This window comes from Streptomyces cacaoi (assembly GCF_006539165.1).
In the GTDB taxonomy this organism is placed as follows: domain Bacteria; phylum Actinomycetota; class Actinomycetes; order Streptomycetales; family Streptomycetaceae; genus Streptomyces; species Streptomyces cacaoi.
Window position 1 is genome coordinate 30941 of the sequence record NZ_BJMM01000046.1, and the last position, 23101, is coordinate 54041.

Below are 23101 nucleotides of genomic sequence, written 5' to 3' on the forward strand. Positions count from 1 at the left end.
TGGTGACGCGCCGACGGGGACCGCGTACGGTGCCGCTGCGCGGCCGGACTCCCGGCCCCGGCCCGGTCCCGCCGCACGGACCGCGCCCGGGGCGCGGCGGCCGTGCGCGACTCCGCAACGCCGTTGCCCCGCACGGCCGTCGACGCACCGTGCCTCGTCGGCGCCGCGCCGCGGGGCATGCCGTACGGGCCCGCGCCGGGCCCGGGAGAAGAGGAGGTGCCCGGGTGGGCCAACAGGAGCCGAACGCGCGCAAGGTGGTGGCCGGGCCGCTCGGGGGCGGCTGCCCGGTACGGCGCGACGCCGACGGCGTCTGGCGGGTGGACGGCTACGCGGCCGGCCGGGCCGTGCTGCGCAGCACCGGCACGGTGCAGGCCGGCCTCGGGATCGAGATGGTGGAGAAGCTGCCCTCCTCGGTGCGCCGTCCCGTGCTGTACCGGGACGGGCCCGAGCACCGGGAGCACCGGCGGCAGACCGCCCGGTACTTCACTCCGCGCCGGGTCGCCGAGCACTACCGGGGCATGATGGAGCGCGTCGCCGACGAGCAGATCGCCCGGCTGCGGGCGGCCGGCAGCGCCGATCTGTCCGAGCTGAGCTTCCGGCTCGCCGTCGACGTGGCCGCCGAGGTGATCGGCCTGACGGAGAGCCGCCCCGGGCTGATGCGCCGCCTGGAGCGGTTCTTCCCCGACGAGTTCGGCGAGCCGGGGTTCACCAGCCTGCGCGGTCTGCGCTTCATGATGCTGCGCAACTCGGCCTGGCTGCGGATGCACTTCGGCGATGTCCGCCCGGCCGTGCGGGCCCGCCGCCACCGGCGCCGCGACGACCTCGTCTCCCATCTGCTGGACGAGGGCTGCTCGGCCGGGGAGATCCTCGCCGAGTGCCTGACGTTCGCGGCCGCCGGCATGGTCACGACCCGGGAGTTCGTCAACGTCGCCGCCTGGCACCTGTTCGACGACGAGCAGCTGCTCCAGCAGTACCGGTCGGCCGACCGGGCCGGGCGGACGGCCCTCCTGCACGAGATCCTCCGGCTCGAACCGGCCGTCACCAGCCTGTGGCGGCGCACCACGGAGGACCTGGAGATCCCCGCCGGCGGCGACGGAGCGGACCCCGCGGGCACCGGACCGGTCACCGTCCCGGCGGGCGCACTCGTCGAGATACGCCTCGACCGGACGAACACCGACGCCTCGGCCGTCGGCCCGCGCGCCGGTGAGGTCTGCCCGGCCCGCGCCACCGCCGACGGCGCCGACGCCTACGGCCTCTCGTTCGGCGGCGGCCCGCACAAGTGCCCCGGCGCGCACATCGCCATCCAGGAGTCGGACATCTTCCTCACCCGCCTCTTCGCCGAGCCCGGACTGCGGCTGGTGTCCACACCCCGAGTCGGCCGCAAGGACAACCTCGGCGCCTACGAGATACGCGACATGCGGGTGACCCTCGACGGCAACACCGGCTCGCCCGCCGCGGGTTGACGCCCCTGCCGCCGGGGCCGGCGCCCCCGGGCCGACGCCCCGGCCCGGCAACAGGCCCCCGGTCGACACCCCGGCCACGGCAGCAGATGCCCCGGGCTGACGCCCTGCGACCGGCAGCGGGCACCCAGGTCCACCCCCGCAGCAAGCGGGTCAACGCCCCACCGACGGCAGGCAGGTCCACACCCGGCACCGGCGGCAGGCACCCCCGGCCGACACCCCGGCACCGGCAGCAGGCGCCACGGCAGCACACGCCGCCGGCCCCGGTACCGGCGGGGCTCAGGCCGCCTTCCCGGCGCCCCCGCCGCCGAGCGCCTCCACCAGCTCCGCACGGTTCATGGACGAGCGCCCCGGGACGCCGCGCTCGGTCGCCCGCCGGTACAGCTCGTCCTTGCTGAGGTCGGCCAGCCGCTCCCGCGCACCACCGCTGCCCCGCTTGCCCTGCTGGGCCTGCTTCCCCCGCTTCTCCGAAGCGCCCTGTTTCCCCTGCTCCTTCGAGGCGCCCTGCTTCCGTCCGGTGCCCCGCTTCTCCCCGGTGCTCTGCCGCGACCGCTGCCGTTGCCCGGCGCTCTTCTTCCCGCCACCGGCCCGGCCGGTGCCCCCGCGGCCCTCCTCGGCGCCGCCTTCGCCGCGCGCCTGCTCCAGGCTGCGCGCCAGCGCCTCGCTCAGGTCGATGACGTTCGTGGCCTCGGGCGGCTCCTCGGCGGAGGTGACCTCCTCGCCCTTGGCCTTGGCCGCCACCAGTTCCCGCACCCGGTCCTCGTAGACATCGGCGTAGTCCTCCGGATTCCAGTCGACGGTCATCGTGTCGACCAGCTGCTCCGCGGTACGCAGCTCCTGGCCGCGGGCCGAGGCCGTGTCCGACTGCTCCGGCAGCGACGGCAGTTCCTCCTGCGGCTCCCGCACCTCGTCGGACCAGTGCAGTATCTGCAACAGCAGCACGTCGTCCTGGGGGCGCAGGGCGACGAGGTACTCCTTGTTGCGCATGACGAAGGTGGCCACGCCGACCTTCCCCCGCTCCGCCAGCGCCGCGCGCAGCAGCTCGTACGGCTTGGTGTACTCCTCGCCGCGCGGCGCCAGATAGTAGGGCCGGGCGAAGTAGACGGGGTCGATGTCCGACAGCTGGACGAAGCCGGAGACGTCGATGGCCCGCGATCTGCCGGGGGCGATCTCCTCCAGCTCCTCCGGCTCGACGACGACGTACTCGCCGTCGGCGACCTCGTAGCCCTTGACGATGTCGTCGTAGTCCACCGGCTTGCCCGTCCGCTCGTTGACACGCTTGTTGCGCACCCGGTCGCTGGTGCCGCGTTGCAGCTGACGGAAGTGGATCGTGTGGTCCTGCGTGGCGGTGTACATCTGCACGGGCACGGTGACCAGCCCGAAGTTGATCACCCCGCTCCAGATCGGCCGTGCCATCCGGGCGCACCTCGCTCTCCTCACCGACGCTTCTCACCGGCGGCTTCTCCCCGACTTCCCGTCTACCGCGCGGTAAGTCATCGGGCCGCCCCGGCGCCCGCCGCCGCCCCGGCGCGACACACCGTGACGAGGCGGACACCGGGGCGGCGGGACGGTCCGCCCGCGCGCCCTGTGGCGCGGAGGCGGACCGCCCCCGCGGAGCCGGGCCGTTCAGAGCGTGAGCAGCACCCGCCCCGCGACGCCGGGATCCCGCAGCGGAGCCAGCGCGAGGCGCACCAGTGCCAGGACGTTGTCGTCCCCGGCGATCCGGTTCGCGCTCAGCTCCTCACAGGCCAGACACCGGTGGATGAGCATCCACTCGCCGTCCGGCCGCACCGACAGCCCGAACGCCTCCATCCGGCCGCGGCAGGAGGCGGCCCTGTCCCCCGGCACGCGGTCGTCCACGTGCAGGCTGGCCAGGCAGTGCGGGCAGTGGTTGCGGTGCGCGGTGCCCGGGGCCTGCCCGGGCACATCGAGCCGGCAGCCCACGCACCGGAAGTCCCGCTCCCGGTGCCCGCCGTACCGGTACGGCACGTCCTTGTGCCGCTGCGGCCGACGCGGCCGGGACCGGCCCCCGTCACGGGCGCTCGTACGCCGAGGCATCCTCGTCCCCCCGTCCTGCGGGCCGCTTCCCTGTTCCCGTCCGCTCCCGTCCGCCGTTCACAGCGTTCCGAACGCTTCGAGCGGGAACGGGGGCTGGGCCAGTGGCCGGACGGCGATCCGCATCAGGATCAGCTGGTTGTCGTCCGCGCAGACCGGGTCGGAGGTCAGCTCGTCGCAACGGACGCAGCGGTGGACGACCCGCCAGTCGCCGGTGCGCAGCACGGCGATGGCGATCGGCGTCATCCGCGCGCCGCAGTCGCTCGGTCCGCCCTCGACATGGTCGGTGACGTGCCGGGAGTGCAGGCACGAGGGGCAGTGCTCGCGGCGGATCCCCTCGGCCGCGAAGGTGGAGACGGTCAGACCGCACCACACACAGGTGAAGGTGTCGACCTTCAGGGTGTTGCTGAGGCCGCCCTGACGGGCGTGCTCGTCATGGGACACCGGAGTGCTCCTTGCTGAGAAGTGTGTGCAGACAGCAAGAGCCGGCCGAGCGTCCTCGGCGGTCGTGAGCCGGACAGCGCTCCGCCGCCCCGACGGGCGGCCGGAGCACGGGCGTCGGACCGTGCACCGGAGTTCACATCCGGTCCGCCGCGCGCGGGGTGCGGCGTGGCAGGGGACAGCGGATGGTTACGCGGCGTGAGGCGCACTCGGCGCGATCCGGGGCATAGACACTTCTTCCAGGGCACACGGCCCGGTCGGGGTCAGAACACGGCAGAGCGTAACCAGCCCCCGGCACCGTCGCCAGCGGTTTTTCCCGGGGGCGGACCGCCCGCTGCGCTCAGCGCACCGCGGTCAGCACGCCGTCCCCCACCTCGTGCACCTCGACGGCGAACTCGCCCGTGGCACGCAGCAGTTGCTCGAAGGGCCGCACCTGGTCGCGGTGGCTGACGGCGTTGTCGACGGCGATCACACCGTGCGGGCGCAGGGAGCGGCGCAGCGCCGGCAGATAGCCGGGATAGGCGGGCCGCTCGGCGTCGAGGACGACGAGGTCGAGGGAGCCGGCGGGCGTCTGCTCCAGCACGGCCCCGCCGTCCCCGTGCCGGACCTCGGCGTACCCGGCGAGGCCGCCGCGTTCCAGGTTGCGGCGGGCCTCGGCGACCCGTGCGGCGTCCACGTCGACGGTCGTCAGCCGGCCGCCGGTGTCCCGCACCGCCTCGGCGAACCAGAGCGCCGCGTAGCCGTTGGACGCGCCGATCTCCAGCACGGCGGTGCCGCCCTGCACCCGGATCAGCGTCGCGACGAGGGCGGCCGCCGCGGGCGTCATGTTGCGCCGCCGCAGCAGCCGGTCCGCCAACGGCGCGTCGTGCTCCCGCCCTTCGGCGTACAGGGCGTCCCGCAGTGCGCTCAGCTCACCGTCCATGCTCACCCCCTCCCCGGCCCGGATCCTCCGGCAGCCTACGTCCGCCCACGGTCCGCCCGCCCCCGCACGCCGCCTGCGCCCGCCCGCCCGCGCGCACCCGGCTCCCGGCCCCGCGCCCGGCGGGCTCTACGATGCCGGGGACGCACGGGAGCCCGTGCCGCGGCCAGGATCGCCGACGGCCGTGCAGGCCGCGCGGGCCCCGGAGGAGCCGGGCCGCACAGGCCGAGGCGGCCGGCACGGCCACGAGCCGCCGGGCGCGGCGGGGCGGCGAGAACCGGCGAGGCCGGGCAGGAACCGGCAGCGAACGACAAGAACCGGCGAAAACCGGTGAAATACCGGCGACAGGCCGGCGAAAAACCGGCGAAGAACGGTGAAGACGGCGGGAGACGCCGAGAAGCAGGGAGACCGGAACACATGACCGCAGCCGCACCCGGCCACACGCTGCTCCCCTCCACCGCGCACGCGCTCCTCCACCGGCTGGCCACCGCGCAGGCCGAGGGCAGGGCGCCCTCCATGACGGCGGCCCTGTTCCGCGACGGCGTCCCCGTGTGGTCCGCGGCACGCGGCACCGGCCCCTGCGGGCCCACCACGCAGTACCGCATCGGCTCGATCACCAAGACCCTCGTCGCCGCCCTCGTCCTGCGTCTGCGCGACGAGGGCCGGCTGGACCTGGCCGACACCCTCGGCACCCATCTGCCGCAGACCGCGCCCGGCACCGAGGACCTCACCGTCGCCCAACTCCTCGCCCACACCGGCGGGCTGTCCGCGGAGACGCCCGGGCCCTGGTGGGAGCGGACGCCGGGGACACACCGGCCGGAGCTGGCCGACATCCTCGACCCCGACCCGCTCCGGCACCCGCCCGGCCGCCGCTTCCACTACTCCAACCCCGGCTACGCGCTCCTGGGCGCTCTCGTCGCCCGGCTGCGCGGACGCCCCTGGCAGGACGTCCTCGCCACGGAACTCCTCGACCCGCTCGGTATGACGGCCACCGCGCCGCACCCGGAGGCGCCGCACGCCCGCGGCTGGGCCGTGCACCCGTGGGCCGACGTGCTCCAGCCCGAACCGGAGACCGACACCGGCGTCATGGGCCCGGCCGGCCAACTGTGGTCCACGGCCGCCGATCTGTGCCGCTGGGGCCATGCGCTGACGGGGGCCGTACCGGAGGTGCTGCGCCCGGAGACGACCGCGGAGATGCGCGAGCCGGCCTCCGGCGCCGCCCCCGCCGACGGGCAGCTGGCCTACGGCCTCGGGCTCCAGCTGGCCGGCGCCGGCGGCCGGGTCCTCGTCGGGCACAGCGGCTCCATGCCGGGGTTCCTGGCGGGCCTGTGGCTGGACGACGAGGAGCGCTCCGGCGCCGTCGTCCTCACCAACGCCACCTCCGGACCCGCCGTCACCCGCGTCGCCGCCGATCTGCTCCGGCTCCTCGCCGAGTTGGAGCCGCGCCTGCCCGACCCGTGGACGCCGCTGCCGGCCGGCGAAGCCGATCCCGCCCTCCTCGCGCTCACCGGCACCTGGTACTGGGGCGCCGCCCCCTACGGCCTGCGGCTGTGCGCCCAGCGCTTCCTGGAGCTGGCGCCGCTGTCCGGTACGGGCCGCGCCACCCGGCTGCGGCCCGAGGAGGACGGCACCTGGCGGGCGCTGGACGGCTACCACACCGGGGAGACCCTGCGCGTCGAACGCACCCCGGACGGCCGCCCCGGCCATCTCGACCTGGGCTCCTTCGTCTTCACCCGGGAGCCCTACGGGCCGGACGCACCGGTCCCCGGCGGGGTGGACCCGGAGGGCTGGCGCGGCCTGCCCGGCTGAGCAGCGCCCCTCGGGCAGGAGCCGGAGGGAGAAGCCGTGGCGCCCCAACTGCCGCCGTGTGCCCGGTTGTTCAGGGGTTTTTCGGGGGCTTCCGGGGGGTCACGGCCCCCGCGCGGCACTACGATCGCGTCCGTGACCGTACGCAGAGACGACGGATACGAGATCACCACCGATCCCGGCCGTATCGACACCGCCCTCGTCCACCGCTGGCTGTCGACCGACGCGTACTGGGCGCTCGGGCGCAGCCGGGAGACCGTCGAGCGGTCGATGGCCGCCTCGCTGAACTTCGGTGTGCTCGGCCCCCGCGGCGATCTGGCCGGCTACGCACGCGTCGTCACGGACCGGGCGACGTTCGCCTGGCTCTGCGACGTCTACGTACCGCCCCACCACCGCGGCGCCGGCCTGGGCACCTGGCTGGTGCACACGGTCCGGGCGCACCTCGCCCCGCACGGTGTCAAACGCGTCCTGCTGGCCACGGCGGACGCGCACGGCGTGTACGCCAAGGCGGGCTTCACCCCCTGCGCCGACCCCGCCCAGCTGATGGAGCTCGACCTGCACGCCGCCGGGCCGGGCCGGACCGGCACGGAAGGAGCCGGGGCGTAGCCGGACGGACGGACGGCGGGCACACACCGCAGGCGTGGCGGCAGCCGTCGCGCGGGACACCGAGGGGCAGGCGGGGCGCCGGGCCGGGCCCGGGGGACGGTTCGTCAGGCCCCGGCCCCACCGTCGACCGGCAGGATCGCGCCGGTCACATACGAGGCCCGGTCGCTGAGCAGCCACGCGGCGGCCTCGGCGATCTGCCGGGGCTCGGCCATCCGGCCGAGCGGGATCGTCGCGGTCATCTGCTCGATGATGCCGGGGGTGGCCGCTTCCCAGGCATCGATCATCCGAGTCGATGTGCCGCCGGGCGTGATGCCGTTGACCCGGATCCGGTCCGCCGCCCAGTTCACGGCGGCGGTCTCGGTGAGGCTGTTGAGCGCGCGCTTCATGGCGCCGTACGCCGGCAGGACGGGGTTCGCCCGGCGGCTGCCGATGCTGGAGGTGTTGACGATCGCCCCGCCACCGCCCCGCCGCATCAGCGCGGCCTCGGCGGTCATCGCGGTCCAGTGCGCTCGGAAGTTCACGGCGAACTGCTCGTCGATGTCCTCGTCGCTGGTGGTCTCGACCGGGCCGAACCCCCGCTGGGGGACGGCGCCGTTGTTGAACGCGCCGTCCAGCCGGCCGTGCAGCCGCTCGACACGGCCGACGACGGCGCGGACGCTCTCGCGGTCGGCGAGGTCCAGGGCGGCGGCGTCGGCCACGCCACCGCCGGCGCGGATCTCCCGGACGACGGCTTCGAGGGCGTCGGTGCCGCGCGCCGCGAGGACGACGGCTGCGCCCTCCGCGGCGAACAGCCGGGCCGCCGCCGCCCCGATGCCCCGGCTGGCGCCGGTGACGAGCACGACCTTGCCGGTGAGCAGTCCGACGGGTGCGCCCCCGGCGCCGCCCCCGCCTCCCCGCGCCCCGGCGCCGCCCGTAGCGCCCGTAGCGCCCGTCGTACCTGTAATGCCTGTGACACCTGTGGTGCCCGTACTGCCCCTGCTGTTCCTGTCGTTCGTCATGTGCACAGCCTCGGCCCGGCCGCCCGGCCGGATGCAGGCACAACCGGTACCAGGATCCGCCGCCGCGCGGTGTGCACACTGGACGGATGGACAGACGGGAGCTGGGTGCGTTTCTCCGCAGCCGCCGCGAGCGGCTGCGCCCGCAGGACGTCGGCCTCCCCACCGGGCCGCGGCGCCGGACTCCGGGGCTGCGCCGCGAGGAGACCGCGGTGCTCGCGCACATCTCCACGGAGTACTACGTCCGGCTCGAACAGGGCAGGGCGCCCCGGCCCTCCGGCGAGGTGCTCGCCGGGATCGCGGACGCGCTGCGCCTCACCGACGCCGAGACGGACCACCTCCACGTCCTCGCGGGCGCCGCGCCGCCCCGCGCCCGGCTGCACCCGCGCGAGGTGCGCCCCAGCATCCTCGCCCTCCTCGAACAGATGCCGCGCACGGCCGGGTTCGTGATGTCCGCCGTGTTCGAGGTGCTCGCCTGGAACCGCCTCGCGGCGGCCCTCATGGAGGACTTCGCGCCGCTCCCCGCCGCCGGCCGCAACCTCGCGCGCCGCGCCTTCCTCGAACCCCCGCACGGCGAGGGGACGCCGTACGGGCTCGTCGACCTCGCCGAGTTCCGCCGGCAGGCCGTGATGCAGCTCCGCTCCGCCCTCGCCCGCTACCCGGCCGACCCCGCGGTGACCGGCCTCGTCGACGAACTCCGCGGCGCCGCACCGGAGTTCTCCCGGCTCTGGGAGCAGCACGACGTCCAGGCCCGTCCGGCGTTCACCAAGACCTTCCAGCACCCGGCCGTCGGCCGGCTCACCCTCGACTGCGACGCGCTCGCGCTCACCGACCGCGACCAGTACCTCGTCCTCTACAGCGCACCCGCGGGCTCCCCCGCCGCCGACGCCCTGGCCCTCCTCGACGTTCTCGGGCCGGCTCCGCGGGCCACGCACTGAACACCGCCGCCCGGTGACGACGCCGGGCGGCGGGCGGACCGCACCCGGGCGGGGCGGGCGCGCACCCGGGCCGGACGGCCCCCGGCCCCGCCGTGCGGGAGGCGGTCCGGTGCCGGTGCGGGCGGCGGCCCCCGGGGAGCGCCGCGGCGAACTGTCCGTTCTGTATCGTCGCGTCCCGCGAGACGATCGAGCGGCGCCGGGACCAGGGCGCCGGGAACGGAGGGGCAGACGCGTGCGGGAGCGTTCCAGGGGCCACGGCGGCAGCGACCGGCAGGGGGCCGGGCGGCACGGCGGCGGGCGGCCGTACGGGCGTGGCGCCTCGGGCGGCCGGCCGTACGGCGACGGCGGACGGGGGCACGGCGGGGGCCGCGAGGGTGCGCCGCGCCGTGCGTCCGGTCTCCGGCGGGGGCTGGCCGAGGAGCTGCGCGGGCTCGAAGGCGCCCAGTACGGGCGGTACAAGGGCCTGGTCGGGCGGTGGGAGCTGCCCGGCGGGACGGTGCTGGAGCTGGTGCGGGCGCAGTCGGACCCGTACGCGCCGCCGGCCCGGGTCGCGCTGCACGTGCCGGCCGGGCAGGCGGGTTTCCCCGAGGATCTGTGGTCGACGGCGACCCGGCGGCGGGCCCTGGCGTCGTATCTGGCCCGGCAGGCGGCCGGGGCGGTGCGCGGGGAGCGGGCCCTGCGGGTGGACGCGGGCGGCCAGGAGGTGCTGGCGCGCAGCTCGTGCAGTGTGGACGCGGCGGACGGCGGGGTGACGCTGCGGCTCGGTGCCGCGCTGCCCGGCCGGGGCCGCCGGATCGACGCGCGGGAGGCCGAGCGGCTGCTGTGCCAGGTGCTGCCGCGCACCGCCGAACGGGCCCTGCGCCACGGCGCGTCGGACGCGGAGGAGGTGCGCCGGTTCATCGAGACCGTGGAGGACTCGGTGGCGCTGCGTGAGGCGCTGCCCGGGCTCGGGCTGGTCGGTTTCGTGGCGGACGGTGCCGTGCTGCCGCGCCGCAGCGGGGTGGACGACCGTCCGGCGACCGGCTCGGGCATCGTGCGCTTCGAGTCGCCCGAGGAGCTGCGTGTCGAGGTGGAGCTGCCGCACGCGGGCCGGGTCTCGGGCATGGGGGTGCCGGAGGGGGTGAACCTCGTGGTGGGCGGCGGCTTCCACGGCAAGTCGACGCTGCTGCGGGCCCTGGAGAGCGGCATCTGGGACCATGTGCCGGGCGACGGCCGCGAGTTGGTCGTCTCACGGAGCGAGACGGTGAAGCTGCGGGCCGAGGACGGCCGGCATGTGGAACGCGTCGACGTGCACGCCTTCGTCGACCATCTGCCGGACGGCTCCGACACCACGGACTTCTCGACGGAGAACGCCTCCGGCTCCACCTCGCAGGCCGCGTCCCTGTGCGAGGCCGTGGAGGCCGGCGCCCGCGTGCTGCTGATCGACGAGGACACCGCCGCCACCAATCTCATGATCCGGGACGCCCGGATGCAGACCCTGGTCGCCAAGGACCGCGAGCCGCTGACCCCGCTGGTGGACACCATCCGCTCCCTCCACCGCGACCACGGCGTCTCGTCCGTCCTGGTCATGGGCGGCTCCGGGGACTATCTGGAGGTCGCGGACCGGGTCGTCATGCTGGACGCCTACCGGCCCTCGGACGTCACCGCGCGCGCCCACGAGATCGCGGCCGTGCCCACCGGGCGGCGCGCGGAGGCCGAGGCGTTCCCCGGGGTCGTCGCCCGGGTGCCCGACCCCGCCTCCCTCGACGCCGAGGTACGCGGCAGGCCCCGTATCCGGGCGCGCGGCGAGGACGTCCTCTCCTTCGGCGACCACGAGGTGGATCTGCGCGCCGTCGAGCAGATCGCCGACCCGCGGCAGGTCACCGGCATCGGCCTGGCGCTCGAACTCATGGTCCGGCGCGGCCATCTGGACGGCCGGCGCACCCTCGCCGAGGCGCTGGACCTGCTGGACGAGGAGCTGGCCGAGGACGCCACCGCCGCCCTTCTCACCGTCCGCGACGAGGACTTCGCCGCACCGCGCCGCTTCGAGACGGCCGCCGCCGTCAACCGGGTGCGCGGCCTGCGCATGCTGCGTCGCTGACGGCCGCCGGGCCCCGCACCGCCGCGGGGCCCGGCCGCGTGGTTGGCTGTCGGCCATGAGCGACACGCAGACCGTCACCACGTGGTACCTGGAGCAGACCTCCCCCGCCGATCTCGTCCCCGCGCGGGAGCCGGAGAGCGCCAGGGGCGCCGCGGACGGCGGGGACGGCGGGGACGGCGTGCGGATCGTGCGGGCGGGAGTGCCGAGCCCGGAGTTCAGCCGGTTCCTGTACGCCTCCGTGGGCGCCGACATCACCTGGACCGACCGGCTGCCGTGGACGTACGCACGCTGGACCGCCTATCTGGAGCGGCCCCTCGTGGAGACCTGGGTGGCGTACGAGAACGGCACACCCGCCGGGTTCATCGAGCTGAACGGGGCCGACAGCGCCCAAGGGGACACGGAGATCGCCTACTTCGGGCTGCTGCCCGCCTTCCGGGGGCGCCGGATCGGCGGACATCTGCTCTCCTACGGGGTGGCCCGGGCCTGGGACATCGCCGAGCGGTGGGAGGGCGCCGCGCCCGCGAAGCGGGTGTGGGTGCACACGTGCAGCAAGGACGGGGAGCACGCGCTGGCCAACTACCGGCGGCGGGGCTTCCGCGTCTACCGCACCGAGACGGAACAGGAGCCGATCGTCCCCACCCCCGGGCCCTGGCCCGGAGCCTGACGCCCACCGTCGCGGGCACCTTCCACGCCGCCGACCGGCCCCGGACCCGGCTCCCGCGCACACGGAGGTCCCGCACGCGGAACCGCACGGAACCGCTCGCGCGCCCGGAGCGACCGGGCGCCTCGGCGGCGGTCAGGCGCCCGCGGCGACCCCCGTGTTCTGTGCGGCGCAGACCCACCAGGAGCCGTCCCGCTTGACCAGCGTCCAGGTGCCCACGTTGGCGCGGCGGGCGCCGGCCACCTCGATGGGCTGCCGCAGGGCGACCACGGCGACGTCGGGCGCGGGGAAGCTGATGTGTTCCAGCTCGTACCACGTGGTGAGGGCGTCGGTCGGGGTGCTCAGCCGGTCCCGGTGGTAGGCGTGGAGGGCCTCCCAGCCGACGAACCGCGCGCCGTCGACCGCGGTGAAGACGACGTCGGCCGTGAAGGGCGCGTCGAACCGCTCGGCGTCGGCCTGCGCGAAGGCCGCTTCCAGCTCGGCGAGCAGTTCCCTGATGCGTGCCGTCTCCTCGGCGTGTGCGGCGGCGCCTGTGTCGTCCGAACCGGCGTCGGTACGGGGACGGTTGGACATGAGCGGTTCCTTTGCTGGGCGTCGGCTGCCGACCGGAGGCGCCCTGATTCTCCGCCCGCCCGACGCGTGAGGACAAGCGGAGCCCGGCCGGTGGCACGTACCGCACGGGCCGGGGGCAGGGGAGCGTGCGGTTCGCGCACCGCGGCGCGAGACCCCGACCGGCGCCCAGAGACACAGGAGTCCACAAAGCGAGACGCCAATGTTCAGCATACGGATAACAGTGGACTGCGCTCAGACGTGCGTGCGAGGCTTCCTCCATGTCTCGCGCTGGAATCGCCTTGGTGAGTCGACGCCACGTCGACCTCGTTCGCGTGTCCAGCGCCATCTGTCCGGCGGGCTGACAGTCACAGCACCGCCGATCCCCCGCTCGTAGCGAGCCCGGCCCACCCCCACCGCCGCGGGTGCGCCCCCCGTTTCTCCCTGAACGCCAACTGTGCCTGTACGCAGGCCGGTTCGTCGTGCCCGAAGCCATGTCGACGGCCGCTGAGCCGTCCCGGCGTCGTGCCCGGCCGGCTTCTCCGTGTCCGCGTCCCGCCTGCCCGAAGGATCTCCCGCCATGGCCGACACCTCCGAGCGCCCCGCCCCGCCAGCCCGCCGCAAGGCCGGACGCCACCGCGGCGAAGGACAGTGGGCCGCGGGGCACTTCACCCCGCTCAACGGAAACGAGCAGACGAAGAAGGACGACGACGGTCTCAATGTGCGGACACGCATTGAGACGATCTACGCACACCGCGGTTTCGGCTCCATCGACGGCGCCGATCTCCGCGGCAGGATGCGCTGGTGGGGCCTGTACACCCAGCGGCGCCCCGGCATCAGCGGCGGCAAGACGGCCGTGCTGGAGCCGGAGGAACTGGACGACGAGTACTTCATGCTCCGGGTCCGGATCGACGGCGGACGGCTGACGACCCGCCAACTGCGCGTGATCGGCGAGGTGTCGCAGGAGTTCGCCCGCGGCACGGCCGACATCACCGACCGGCAGAACGTCCAGTTCCACTGGATCCGGATCGAGGACGTACCGGAGATCTGGCGCAGGCTGGAGGGCGTCGGGCTGTCCACGACGGAGGCGTGCGGCGACACCCCGCGCGTGATCATGGGCTCGCCGGTGGCCGGTATCGCCGCGGACGAGATCATCGACGGCACCCCGGCCGTCGAGGAGATCCACCGCCGGGTGGTCGGCAACCCGGCCTACTCCAATCTGCCGCGCAAGTTCAAGACGGCCGTCTCCGGGTCTCCGCTGCTGGACGTCGCGCACGAGATCAACGACGTGGCGTTCGTCGGCGTCGTCCACCCCGAGCACGGGCCCGGGTTCGACGTGTGGGTCGGCGGCGGGCTGTCCACGAACCCGCGGATCGGGGTGCGGCTGGGGGCCTGGGTGCCGCTGGAGGACGTGGCGGACGTGCACGAGGGCGTCGTGTCGATCTTCCGTGACCACGGCTACCGCCGGCTGCGCAACCGGGCCCGCCTCAAGTACCTGCTCGCCGACTGGGGCCCGGAGAGGTTCCGCCAGGTGCTGGAGGACGAGTATCTGCTGCGCAGGCTCGCGGACGGGCCGGCGCCGGAGAAGCCCGTGCACCAGTGGCGGGACCACGTCGGGGTGCACCGCCAGCAGGACGGCAATCACTACGTCGGCTTCGCACCGCGGGTCGGCCGGGTGGACGGCGCGACGCTGAGCAAGATCGCCGACCTCGCCGAGGCGCACGGCTCGCAGCGGGTACGCACCACCGCCGAGCAGAAGATGCTCGTGCTGGACGTCCCCGGCGACCGGGTCGACTCGCTCGTCGAGGGGCTGGAGGCGCTCGATCTGACGGCCCGGCCCTCCGTCTTCCGGCGCGGCACCATGGCCTGCACCGGCATCGAGTTCTGCAAGCTGGCGATCGTCGAGACCAAGGGCCGGGGCTCCTGGCTGATCGACGAACTGGAGCGCAGGCTCCCCGAGTTCGACCAGCCGGTCACCATCAACCTCAACGGCTGCCCCAACTCCTGCGCCCGTATCCAGGTCGCGGACATCGGTCTGAAGGGCCAGCTGGTCACCGACGCATCCGGCGAGCAGGTCGAGGGCTACCAGGTGCACCTGGGCGGCTCGCTGGGCCTGGAGCCGGGTTTCGGCCGGAAAGTGCGCGGCTTGAAAGTGACGGCCGAGGAGCTGCCCGACTACATCGAGCGGGTGCTGCGTGCCTACGACGCGCAGCGCGCCGACGGCGAACGGTTCGCCCAGTGGGCGGCGCGCGCGGACGAGAGCGACCTCAAGTGACCCGCGACGGACAGCACACCGACCCGGCGACGGCGACGACAGCAGCGGCGGCGACGGCGGCGACCACGGCGACGACGGCGACGACGGCCACGGCAGCGGAGGGAGAGACCGGTGAGTGAACGGGCCGCCCCCTTCTACTGCCCCTACTGCGGGGACGAGGACCTGCGCCCCTCCGAGGAGGGGCACGGCGCCTGGGAGTGCGCCGCCTGCAACCGGGCGTTCCGGTTGAAGTTCCTCGGTCTGCTCGCCGCGGGGCTGCGCACCGCGCGGGCGGACGAGGAGCACCCGACGCCCGCCGCCGAGCCGCCCGCCGACCGAGAGGACCCCACGTCATGAACACCGCACCCGCCGCCGAGCAACAGCGGCGCCCGCCCGCCGAGTTGCGGGCCCTGGCCGAGCGGGCCGGCCGGGAGCTGGAGGAGGCCCCGGCACTGGAGGTGCTGCGCTGGGCGGCCGACACCTTCGGCCACCGGTTCTGCGTCACTTCCTCGATGGAGGATGCGGTGGTGGCGCATCTGGCCTCCCGCGTGCTCCCCGGCGTCCGCGTCGTCTTCCTCGACACCGGCTACCACTTCCCGGAGACGATCGGTACCAGGGACGCCGTCGCGGCCGTCATGGACGTCGAGGTCGTCACGCTCACACCGCGGCAGACCGTGGCCGAGCAGGACGCCGAGCACGGGCCCCGGCTGCACGACCGCGACCCGGATCTGTGCTGTGCCCTGCGCAAGGTGCGGCCGCTCCAGGAGGGGCTGCGGGAGTACGACGCCTGGGCCACGGGGCTGCGCCGCGACGAGTCGCCCACCCGCGCGCACACCCCCGTCGTCGGCTGGGACGAGCGCCGGCAGAAGGTCAAGGTCGCGCCCCTCGCCCGCTGGTCACAGCGGGACGTGGACGCCTATGTCGCCGAGCACGGCGTGCTCACCAATCCGCTGCTGTCCGACGGTTACGCCTCGATCGGCTGTGCGCCGTGCACCCGCCGGGTGTCGGCCGGCGAGGACGCACGGGCCGGCCGCTGGGCCGGCCGCGACAAAACCGAATGCGGTCTACACGGATGAGCCCCGAACCGGGAGGCCGGCGCGGCCAAAGATCGACGGAGCGCGCCGGCAGCTGGGTAGGAAGAGGCGGACAGGACCGAACCCGGGACCGGGAGGGCATATGACAGGCGCCACGGTGTGGCTGACAGGCCTGCCGAGCGCGGGCAAGACGACCATCGCCCATGCGCTCGCCGAGCGACTGCGGGACCAGGGACGCGCGGTGGAGGTGCTGGACGGTGACGAGATACGCACGTTCCTCTCCGCCGGGCTGGGCTTCTCCCGGGCCGACCGGGACACCAATGTGCAACGCATCGGCTTCGTCTCCGAACTGCTGGCCTCGCACGGGGTGACGGTGCTGGTGCCGGTCATCGCGCCGTACGCGGACAGCCGCGAAGCCGTGCGCAAACGGCACCAGGCCGAGGGCACCGGCTATCTGGAGGTGCACGTGGCCACGTCGGTCGACGTGTGCGCACGCCGCGACGTGAAGGGCCTGTACGCGAAACAGGCGGCGGGGGAGCTGAGCGGACTGACCGGCGTGGACGACCCGTACGAGCCACCCGGCGCTCCGGATCTGCGGATCGAGACGGACGGCCGGAGCGTGGACGACTCGGCCGGTGAGCTGTACGCGCTGCTTTCGGAAAGGGGACTGCTCCCGTGACCACGACGACGGCGCGCACGCCGCACCACGATCTCGACGCGAGCCCGTACGCGCTCTCGCACCTGGACGTGCTGGAGTCCGAGGCGGTGCACATCTTCCGGGAGGTGGCCGGACAGTTCGAGCGTCCGGTGATCCTCTTCTCGGGCGGCAAGGACTCCATCGTCATGCTGCACCTGGCGCTGAAGGCGTTCGCCCCGGCGCCGCTGCCCTTCGGCCTGCTGCACGTGGACACCGGCCACAACTTCCCCGAGGTGCTGCGCTTCAGGGACGACACCGTCGCACAGCACGGGCTGCGGCTGCACGTGGCCCTGGTGCAGGACTACCTCGACAACGGCACCCTGCGCGAACGCCCCGACGGCACCCGCAATCCGCTCCAGACCGTGCCGCTGCTGGAGGCCATCTCCGGCAACCGGTTCGACGCGGTCTTCGGCGGCGGACGCCGGGACGAGGAGAAGGCCCGCGCGAAGGAGCGGGTGTTCTCGCTGCGCGACGAGTTCGGCGGCTGGGATCCGCGCCGGCAGCGCCCCGAGCTGTGGCAGCTGTACAACGGGCGGCACGCGCCGGGCGAACACGTGCGGGTCTTCCCGCTGTCGAACTGGACCGAGCTGGACGTGTGGCAGTACATCGCCCGCGAGCGGATCGCCCTGCCGTCCATCTACTACGCGCACGAGCGGCGGGTCTTCTCCCGCAGCGGCATGTGGCTGGCGCCCGGCGAGTGGGGCGGGCCCGCCGAGGGCGAACCCGTCGAGACCAGGCGGGTGCGCTACCGCACCGTCGGTGACATGTCCTGCACCGGCGCCGTCGACTCCGACGCCGACACCGTCGAGAAGGTCATCGCCGAGATCGCCGCCTCCCGGCTGACGGAGCGCGGTGCCACCCGCGCCGACGACAAGCTCTCCGAGGCCGCCATGGAAGACCGCAAGCGCGAGGGGTACTTCTGACCATGACCGTCACCGACTCCACGGCCCGGGCCACGTCCCTGCTGCGCTTCGCCACCGCGGGCAGCGTCGACGACGGCAAGTCCACCCTCGTCGGCCGGCTGCTGCACGACTCCAAGTCCGTGCTGTCCGACCAGCTCGAAGCGGTCGAGCGTGCCTCGGTGGCCCGGGGGCAGGAGGCGCCGGACCTGGCGCTGCTGACCGACGGGCTGCGTGCGGAGCGCGAGCAGGGCATCACCATCGATGTCGCCTACCGCTACTTCGCCACGCCCCGCCGCCGCTTCATCCTCGCGGACACCCCGGGCCATGTGCAGTACACCCGCAACATGGTCACCGGGGCCTCCACCGCGCAGCTGGCCATCGTGCTGGTCGACGCCCGCAACGGCGTCGTCGAGCAGACGTGGCGGCACGCCGCGGTGGCGGCGCTGCTGCGGGTGCCGCACCTGGTGCTGGCCGTCAACAAGATGGACCTGGTGGACTTCGACGAGTCCGTGTTCGCCCGTATCGCCCGGGAGTTCACCGCGTACGCGGCCTCGCTCGGCGTCCCCGAGATCACCGCGATACCCATCTCGGCGCTCCAGGGCGACAACGTGGTCACACCCTCGGCCCATATGCACTGGTACAGCGGTCCGACGGTCCTCGAACACCTGGAGACCGTGCCGGTGACCCACGACCCCACCGGCGACGCGGCCCGCTTCCCCGTCCAGTACGTCATCCGCCCGCAGACCGCCGAACACCCCGACTACCGCGGCTACGCGGGCCAGTTGGCCTCCGGTGTGCTGCGCGTCGGCGACCGCGTCACCGTCCACCCCTCCGGGCGGCAGTCCACCGTCTCGGCCATCGACGTGCTCGGCCGTGCGGCGGAGCTGGCGTGGGCGCCGCAGTCGGTCACCGTCCGGCTCGCCGACGACCTCGACATCTCCCGCGGCGACGTCATCGCGCCCGCCGACGCCGCGCTGCGGCCCACCCGGCAGGTGACGGCCACCGTCTGCCATCTGCACGACCGTCCGCTCGCACCCGGCGACCGGGTGCTGCTCCAGCACACCACCCGCACCGTCAAGGCGATCGTCGAGGACATCCCCTCGCGGCTCACCCTCGCCGACCTCTCCCACCATCCGGCGCCCGGCCGGCTGGAGGCCAACGACATCGGCCGGGTGGTGCTGCGCACCGCGGAGCCGCTGCCGCTGGACGACTACACCGCCTCCCGCCGCACCGGCTCCTTCCTGCTCGTCGACCCCGCCGACGGGAGCACGCTCACCGCCGGCATGGCAGGTGCGGCCTTCGCCGGCCCCGAGGCGCACCCGTCCCCGGCCGAACCCGACGACGAAGGCTGGGACTTCTAGGTCGTGTCGTCAAAGGCCCGCCTGCCTGGCGGGACTTCGAAGACACTCCCTGGGCCGGGTCGCCGGCGTCCCGCCCACCGGGCGGGACCTCGGCGACGCCCGGGCCGCACCGCCGTCGAAGCCCCGTCCGCCATCCCGGAGAGGACACCCCGTGCCCGCCATACGCCTGCCGCGCCGCGGTTCCGCGCGCGCCGCCGCACCGGCCGTCGCCGTCGCCGTCGTGCTGGCCGTGCTGCTCGCCGGCTGCGGCTACGGCTCCCGCGCGGTGCACGACTTCTCGGGGCCCGAGCCGGCGGGCGGACCGAAGGCGGGCGGTCTCGACCGCATCCGCCTCGGCTACTTCGCCAACGTCACCCACGCCACCCCGCTGGTCGGGCTGCGCACGGGCGGGCCGATCACCGAGGAGCTGGGCGGCACCCGGGCGGCGGTCCAGGTGTTCAACGCCGGGCCGTCGGCCATCGAGGCGCTCAACGCGAAGGCGGTGGACATGGCGTGGGTCGGCCCCTCCCCCACCGTCAACGGGTATCTGCGCTCCGGCGGCCGGAATCTGCGCATCGTCGCGGGCGCCACCTCGGGCGGTGCCTCGCTGGTGGTGGACCCCGCGAAGGTGCGGTCGGCCGCCGACCTCAAGGGCAGCCGGATCGCCAGCCCCCAGCTGGGCAACACCCAGGATGTCGCGCTCCTGGCGTATCTGAAGCGGCACGGCATCCACGTCGACCCGGACACGGGCAAGGGCGACACGTCCGTGCTGCGCCAGGACAACAAGGAGATCCCGACGACGTTCCGGCAGGGCGGCATCGACGGCGCGTGGGTGCCGGAGCCGACCGCCTCCCGGCTGGTCGCCGAGGGCGGCAAGGTGCTTCTCGACGAGCGGAAGCTGTGGCCCGGCGGCCGGTTCGTCACCACGCACCTCGTCGCCCGCCGGGACTTCCTCCGGGAGCATCCGGCGGCGGTCGCGGCGGTGCTGCGCGGCTCGGTGCGGACCACCGCGTGGATCCGCCACCACCCGTCCCGCGCCCGGAAGTTGATCAACTCCGCGCTGGCCAGGGACGCCGGCAAACCGCTCCCCGGGAAGGTGCTGGCCGCCGCCTTCTCCCGGATGGAGGTCACCGACGACCCGCTCCCCGCGACGCTGCGCCGGCAGGCCGCCGACGCCGTCTCCACCGGACTCCTCGACGAGGCCGGCCTGGACGGGATCTACGATCTGCGGCTCCTCGACCGGATCCGCGCACGGCACGGCCGGCCCGCGCTCTCCACCGGCACGGCCGGGGGCGGACCGTGAGCCGCGCACGCACCGGCGCCCCGCGCACCCGAGGAACCGCACGCCCCGGGAACCGCGCGTCGAGGAAGCACGCATCGAGGAACCGCGCACAGAGCAACCGCACACCGAGCAACCGCACATCCGAGGAGGTGAACCCCGTGACCGCACCGGCAGCAACGGACCCGTCGACAGCGGCGGCAGCGGCGGCGACGGAAGAGACGACGCGGACATCCGAGTCGACCGCGCCCGCCGCCCGCCTCTCCCACGTCTCCAAGAGCTTCGGCCCGCCCGGCGCCCGGCAGCACGTACTGGACGACATCACGCTCGACGTGGCGCCCGGGGAGTTCGTGACGCTGCTCGGCGCCTCGGGCTGCGGCAAGAGCACCCTGCTCAACCTGGTCGCCGGCCTCGACAGCCCGACCGGGGGCAGCGTGCACGTGCCCGGCGGCCGGCCCGCGCTGATGTTCCAGGAACACGCCCTGTTCCCCTGGCTGACCGCCGGCCGGAACATCGAACTCGCGCTCAAACTGCGCGGCGTCCCCAAGGCGGAGCGCCGCCCCCGCGCCGAGGAACTGCTCGAACTCGTCCGCCTTCAGGGGGCGCACCGCAAGCGGGTGCACGAGCTGTCCGGCGGGATGCGGCAGCGGGTCGCGCTCGCCCGGGCCCTCGCCCAGGACAGCCGGCTCCTGCTGATGGACGAGCCGTTCGCCGCGCTGGACGCCATCACCCGGGACGTGCTGCACGAGGAGCTCTCCCGCGTCTGGTCCGGAACGGGGCTGTCGGTCCTGTTCGTCACCCACAACGTGCGCGAGGCCGTACGGCTCGCCCAGCGCGTCGTGCTGCTCTCCTCCCGCCCGGGCCGGATCGCCCGCCAGTGGGAGATCGCCATCCCGCAGCCGCGCCGTATCGAGGACGGGGACGTCGCCGCGCTGTCCGCGGAGATCACCGAACAGCTCCGGGGGGAGATCCGCCGCCATGGCCGGCACTGAGACCGCACACACCGACGAACCGTCCCCGGCGGGTGAGGACCTCGCCGGGCTGGAGGCCGGGCTCGACGCCCTCGACACCCGGACCACCACGCGGCCCCCGCTCGGCCGGATGCTGCGCCGCAAGGTGCTGCCCCCGCTGATCGCCGTCCTCCTCGTACTGGCCCTGTGGCAGGGCGCGTTCGCGCTGGAGCTGAAGCCGGACTACCAGCTGCCGAGCCCGCTGATGGTGTGGGACGCGCTGGCCGAGGAGTGGTACAAGGGCACCATCCTCGGCGTGATCTGGCAGAGCGTCTCGCGCGGTGCGCTCGGCTTCCTCGTCGCCCTCGCGTTCGGCACCCCGCTGGGTCTGCTCGTCGCCCGGGTGCGCCCGGTGCGCGCCGCGATCGGGCCGATCCTCTCCGGGCTCCAGTCGTTGCCGTCGGTGGCCTGGGTGCCGGCCGCGATCATCTGGTTCGGGCTGACCGACGCCACCATCTACGCCGTCGTCCTGCTCGGCGCCGTCCCCTCCATCGCCAACGGGCTCGTCGCCGGCGTCGACCGTATCGACCCGCTCCATCTGCGAGCGGGCACGGTGCTGGGCGCCACCGGCCTGCGCGGCATCCGGCACGTGCTGCTGCCGGCCGCGCTGCCCGGCTACGTCTCCGGGCTCAAACAGGGCTGGGCGTTCTCCTGGCGCTCGCTCATGGCCGCCGAACTGATCGCCACCTCGCCCGAACTCGGCTCCGGGCTCGGCAGGTTGCTCGACACCGGCCGCTCCTACCAGGACATGCCGCTCGTCCTCGGCGCGATCCTGCTGATCCTGCTGGTCGGGATCGGTATCGAACTGCTGCTCTTCGCTCCCGTCGAGCGTCGGGTCCTGCGCCACCGCGGCCTGCTGCACTGACGGACGGCCCGCCCTGACCGACACCCCGGACGCCCTCGACGCCCCCGTGACGCCCTCGTTGCCCTCGACGCCCTCGACGCCCTCGACGCCCGTGACGCCCTCGGCAGAACGCCCCCGGCCGGACGCCCCCGACCGGGCGCCTCTGGCCGGACGCCCCTGACCGGACCGCCCGTCGCCCGAACCGCACTGGAGTACGCATGCACCGCCCCGCCCTCGTCCTCGTGGCCCACGGCAGCCGCGACCCCCGGCACGAGGCGACCGTCCGCGCCCTCGGCGCACGCGTGCGCGCCCTCCTGCCGGACGTACGGACCGAGATCGCCCACCTCGACTTCAACACCCCCGACCTGGCAGGCGCGTTGCGGCAGCTGTACCGCGACGGCGTACGCGAAGTCGTCGCCGTGCCGCTGCTGCTCACCCGGGCCTACCACGCCAAGACCGACATCCCCGCGGCGCTGGCCGAAGCCGCCGCCGCGCTGCCCGGACTCCGGGTGCACCGAGCGGATGTGCTCGGCCCGCACCCGCTGCTCACCCGGGCCCTGGAGCGCCGCCTCGCCGAGGCCCGCGTCACCGCGCCACAGGCGCGCGAGACCGGCATCGTCCTCGCCGCGGCGGGCTCGTCCGACCCGGAGGCGATCGCGGTGATCGCTGAAATCGCGCGGGAGTGGCGGCACACCAGCGGCTGGTGCGCCGTGCGACCCGCGTTCGCCTCCGCCTCACTCCCCACCACCGAGGACGCGGTGCGGGAGCTGCGGGACTCGGGCGTGCGGCGGGTCGCCGTCGCGCGGTACGTGGTGGCGCCCGGGTTCCTGCCCGACCGGATCGCCCGTGGGGCGTGGGACGGTGGGGCCGATGTGGTGGCTCCCGTGCTGGGGGATGCGGTTGAGGTTGCTCGGGTGGTGGCTCTCCGCTATGGGAGGGCCTCCGCCCCCCTCGTGTTGTCCTCTGCTGCTGCTTGAGTGTCGGGCTTCCCGGGGCCTTGTTTCCTCGCCCGGGTGTTTCTGTGCTGCTTCTGGTGGTTGAGGTGCGGCTCCGTGTTGTCAGAGCTTCGCTCCTGTTATGGGGCTTCGCCCCTTTCCCCCTTGGCCTCGCCGGCCGGGCGTCAGGGGGCTCTTCCCCCAGACTCCGTCCGGGGGCACCCCCACCCCGACAGCCCCCCCCCGCTACAGGGGGCTCCGCCCCCTCTAGGAGACCCCCGCTCCCTGGTGCCCCC

Annotated in this window: 24 protein-coding genes; 18 read left to right on the forward strand and 6 right to left on the reverse strand. The window is 74.5% G+C overall.

Annotated features, from left to right (window positions below; genetic code table 11):
- Positions 1-224 precede the first annotated feature (224 nt).
- Entirely contained in the window at positions 225-1463 is a 1239-nt protein-coding gene (locus SCA03_RS28725) for a cytochrome P450 (RefSeq protein WP_086815368.1), read from the forward strand.
- Positions 1464-1739: 276 nt separating this feature from the next.
- Here the strand turns inward: SCA03_RS28725 and ku are convergent, their stop codons facing one another.
- The 4 genes from ku to SCA03_RS28745 all read right to left on the reverse strand — a co-directional run bounded on the left by ku (position 1740) and on the right by SCA03_RS28745 (position 4878).
- Entirely contained in the window at positions 1740-2876 is a 1137-nt protein-coding gene (gene ku, locus SCA03_RS28730) for a non-homologous end joining protein Ku (RefSeq protein WP_086815367.1), read from the reverse strand.
- A gap of 210 nt (positions 2877-3086) precedes the next feature.
- Positions 3087-3518: an RNHCP domain-containing protein gene (locus tag SCA03_RS28735; protein WP_030886163.1), complete on the reverse strand. Its 432-nt coding sequence runs from the start codon at positions 3516-3518 to the stop codon at positions 3087-3089.
- A gap of 57 nt (positions 3519-3575) precedes the next feature.
- The gene (locus SCA03_RS28740) at positions 3576-3959 is read right to left on the reverse strand and encodes an RNHCP domain-containing protein (RefSeq protein ID WP_030886165.1); all 384 of its coding nucleotides are present in this window, start codon (positions 3957-3959) and stop codon (positions 3576-3578) included.
- 337 nt (positions 3960-4296) lie between these two features.
- A complete protein-coding gene (locus tag SCA03_RS28745) occupies positions 4297-4878 on the reverse strand; it encodes an O-methyltransferase (protein WP_086815366.1) in 582 nt (193 codons plus the stop codon).
- 414 nt (positions 4879-5292) lie between these two features.
- On the opposite strand from SCA03_RS28745, the gene SCA03_RS28750 reads away from it, so the two are divergent.
- Both SCA03_RS28750 and SCA03_RS28755 read left to right on the forward strand, forming a co-directional pair.
- On the forward strand, positions 5293-6684 hold the full coding sequence (locus SCA03_RS28750; RefSeq protein WP_086817278.1) for a serine hydrolase domain-containing protein: 1392 nt from the start codon (positions 5293-5295) through the stop codon (positions 6682-6684).
- 132 nt (positions 6685-6816) lie between these two features.
- Positions 6817-7287: a GNAT family N-acetyltransferase gene (locus SCA03_RS28755; RefSeq protein WP_051857053.1), complete on the forward strand. Its 471-nt coding sequence runs from the start codon at positions 6817-6819 to the stop codon at positions 7285-7287.
- A 104-nt stretch (positions 7288-7391) separates the two neighbouring features.
- Here the strand turns inward: SCA03_RS28755 and SCA03_RS28760 are convergent, their stop codons facing one another.
- On the reverse strand, positions 7392-8285 hold the full coding sequence (locus SCA03_RS28760) for an SDR family NAD(P)-dependent oxidoreductase (protein WP_086817280.1): 894 nt from the start codon (positions 8283-8285) through the stop codon (positions 7392-7394).
- An 86-nt stretch (positions 8286-8371) separates the two neighbouring features.
- Between SCA03_RS28760 and SCA03_RS28765 the strand changes: the two genes are divergently transcribed.
- The 3 genes from SCA03_RS28765 to SCA03_RS28775 all read left to right on the forward strand — a co-directional run bounded on the left by SCA03_RS28765 (position 8372) and on the right by SCA03_RS28775 (position 11964).
- Complete coding sequence (locus SCA03_RS28765) at positions 8372-9220, forward strand: helix-turn-helix transcriptional regulator (protein ID WP_086817282.1); 849 nt, start codon at positions 8372-8374, stop codon at positions 9218-9220.
- A 232-nt stretch (positions 9221-9452) separates the two neighbouring features.
- A complete protein-coding gene (locus SCA03_RS28770) occupies positions 9453-11300 on the forward strand; it encodes an ABC-ATPase domain-containing protein (protein WP_086817284.1) in 1848 nt (615 codons plus the stop codon).
- Positions 11301-11355: 55 nt separating this feature from the next.
- Complete coding sequence (locus tag SCA03_RS28775) at positions 11356-11964, forward strand: GNAT family N-acetyltransferase (protein ID WP_086817287.1); 609 nt, start codon at positions 11356-11358, stop codon at positions 11962-11964.
- 132 nt (positions 11965-12096) lie between these two features.
- Here the strand turns inward: SCA03_RS28775 and SCA03_RS28780 are convergent, their stop codons facing one another.
- Positions 12097-12534, reverse strand: a complete 438-nt coding sequence (locus tag SCA03_RS28780; RefSeq protein WP_086817289.1) for an SgcJ/EcaC family oxidoreductase — start codon at positions 12532-12534, stop codon at positions 12097-12099.
- Between the two features lie 257 nt (positions 12535-12791).
- Between SCA03_RS28780 and SCA03_RS37355 the strand changes: the two genes are divergently transcribed.
- From SCA03_RS37355 to SCA03_RS28835, 12 genes are all read left to right on the forward strand, one after another.
- Entirely contained in the window at positions 12792-12875 is an 84-nt protein-coding gene (locus SCA03_RS37355; RefSeq protein WP_312000843.1) for a putative leader peptide, read from the forward strand.
- 215 nt (positions 12876-13090) lie between these two features.
- Positions 13091-14785, forward strand: a complete 1695-nt coding sequence (locus SCA03_RS28785; protein WP_030893810.1) for a nitrite/sulfite reductase — start codon at positions 13091-13093, stop codon at positions 14783-14785.
- On the forward strand, positions 14782-14904 hold the full coding sequence (locus SCA03_RS36885) for a hypothetical protein (RefSeq protein WP_268932846.1): 123 nt from the start codon (positions 14782-14784) through the stop codon (positions 14902-14904). Before SCA03_RS28785 ends, SCA03_RS36885 begins: the two co-directional genes overlap by 4 nt.
- Positions 14897-15121, forward strand: coding sequence for a hypothetical protein (locus SCA03_RS28795; RefSeq protein WP_037866973.1), 225 nt, complete (start codon positions 14897-14899; stop codon positions 15119-15121). Before SCA03_RS36885 ends, SCA03_RS28795 begins: the two co-directional genes overlap by 8 nt.
- Positions 15118-15840, forward strand: a complete 723-nt coding sequence (locus SCA03_RS28800; protein ID WP_030893808.1) for a phosphoadenylyl-sulfate reductase — start codon at positions 15118-15120, stop codon at positions 15838-15840. The genes SCA03_RS28795 and SCA03_RS28800 overlap by 4 nt, the downstream gene beginning before the upstream one ends.
- Before the next feature lie 100 nt (positions 15841-15940).
- On the forward strand, positions 15941-16477 hold the full coding sequence (cysC, locus tag SCA03_RS28805; RefSeq protein WP_030889264.1) for an adenylyl-sulfate kinase: 537 nt from the start codon (positions 15941-15943) through the stop codon (positions 16475-16477).
- Complete coding sequence (gene cysD, locus SCA03_RS28810; RefSeq protein WP_030889261.1) at positions 16474-17418, forward strand: sulfate adenylyltransferase subunit CysD; 945 nt, start codon at positions 16474-16476, stop codon at positions 17416-17418. Before cysC ends, cysD begins: the two co-directional genes overlap by 4 nt.
- 2 nt (positions 17419-17420) lie before the next feature.
- A complete protein-coding gene (locus SCA03_RS28815; protein ID WP_030889258.1) occupies positions 17421-18758 on the forward strand; it encodes a sulfate adenylyltransferase subunit 1 in 1338 nt (445 codons plus the stop codon).
- A 160-nt stretch (positions 18759-18918) separates the two neighbouring features.
- Positions 18919-20040 (forward strand): ABC transporter substrate-binding protein, encoded by a 1122-nt coding sequence (locus SCA03_RS28820; protein WP_230988980.1) that lies wholly within the window; start codon positions 18919-18921, stop codon positions 20038-20040.
- Positions 20041-20177: 137 nt separating this feature from the next.
- Positions 20178-21008 (forward strand): ABC transporter ATP-binding protein, encoded by an 831-nt coding sequence (locus SCA03_RS28825; RefSeq protein WP_030889251.1) that lies wholly within the window; start codon positions 20178-20180, stop codon positions 21006-21008.
- Positions 20995-21891 carry an ABC transporter permease gene (locus SCA03_RS28830; protein ID WP_030893797.1) on the forward strand — a complete coding sequence of 299 codons (897 nt, stop codon included), beginning with the start codon at positions 20995-20997 and terminating at the stop codon, positions 21889-21891. The genes SCA03_RS28825 and SCA03_RS28830 overlap by 14 nt, the downstream gene beginning before the upstream one ends.
- A 197-nt stretch (positions 21892-22088) precedes the next feature.
- Positions 22089-22847 (forward strand): sirohydrochlorin chelatase, encoded by a 759-nt coding sequence (locus tag SCA03_RS28835; RefSeq protein WP_086815225.1) that lies wholly within the window; start codon positions 22089-22091, stop codon positions 22845-22847.
- The last annotated feature ends 254 nt before the right edge of the window (positions 22848-23101 follow it).

What these genes read in the sequence shown, in the direction of transcription:
- ku (WP_086815367.1), bottom strand. Translation starts at nt 2,876, where the DNA reads ATGGCACGGCCGATCTGGAGCGGGGTGATCAACTTCGGGCTGGTCACC.
- SCA03_RS28735 (WP_030886163.1), bottom strand. Translation starts at nt 3,518, where the DNA reads ATGCCTCGGCGTACGAGCGCCCGTGACGGGGGCCGGTCCCGGCCGCGT.
- SCA03_RS28745 (WP_086815366.1), bottom strand. Translation starts at nt 4,878, where the DNA reads ATGGACGGTGAGCTGAGCGCACTGCGGGACGCCCTGTACGCCGAAGGG.
- SCA03_RS28750 (WP_086817278.1), top strand. Translation starts at nt 5,293, where the DNA reads ATGACCGCAGCCGCACCCGGCCACACGCTGCTCCCCTCCACCGCGCAC.
- SCA03_RS28760 (WP_086817280.1), bottom strand. Translation starts at nt 8,285, where the DNA reads ATGACGAACGACAGGAACAGCAGGGGCAGTACGGGCACCACAGGTGTC.
- SCA03_RS28765 (WP_086817282.1), top strand. Translation starts at nt 8,372, where the DNA reads ATGGACAGACGGGAGCTGGGTGCGTTTCTCCGCAGCCGCCGCGAGCGG.
- SCA03_RS28775 (WP_086817287.1), top strand. Translation starts at nt 11,356, where the DNA reads ATGAGCGACACGCAGACCGTCACCACGTGGTACCTGGAGCAGACCTCC.
- SCA03_RS28780 (WP_086817289.1), bottom strand. Translation starts at nt 12,534, where the DNA reads ATGTCCAACCGTCCCCGTACCGACGCCGGTTCGGACGACACAGGCGCC.
- SCA03_RS37355 (WP_312000843.1), top strand. Translation starts at nt 12,792, where the DNA reads ATGTCTCGCGCTGGAATCGCCTTGGTGAGTCGACGCCACGTCGACCTC.
- SCA03_RS28785 (WP_030893810.1), top strand. Translation starts at nt 13,091, where the DNA reads ATGGCCGACACCTCCGAGCGCCCCGCCCCGCCAGCCCGCCGCAAGGCC.
- SCA03_RS28800 (WP_030893808.1), top strand. Translation starts at nt 15,118, where the DNA reads ATGAACACCGCACCCGCCGCCGAGCAACAGCGGCGCCCGCCCGCCGAG.
- cysC (WP_030889264.1), top strand. Translation starts at nt 15,941, where the DNA reads ATGACAGGCGCCACGGTGTGGCTGACAGGCCTGCCGAGCGCGGGCAAG.
- SCA03_RS28815 (WP_030889258.1), top strand. Translation starts at nt 17,421, where the DNA reads ATGACCGTCACCGACTCCACGGCCCGGGCCACGTCCCTGCTGCGCTTC.
- SCA03_RS28830 (WP_030893797.1), top strand. Translation starts at nt 20,995, where the DNA reads ATGGCCGGCACTGAGACCGCACACACCGACGAACCGTCCCCGGCGGGT.
- SCA03_RS28835 (WP_086815225.1), top strand. Translation starts at nt 22,089, where the DNA reads ATGCACCGCCCCGCCCTCGTCCTCGTGGCCCACGGCAGCCGCGACCCC.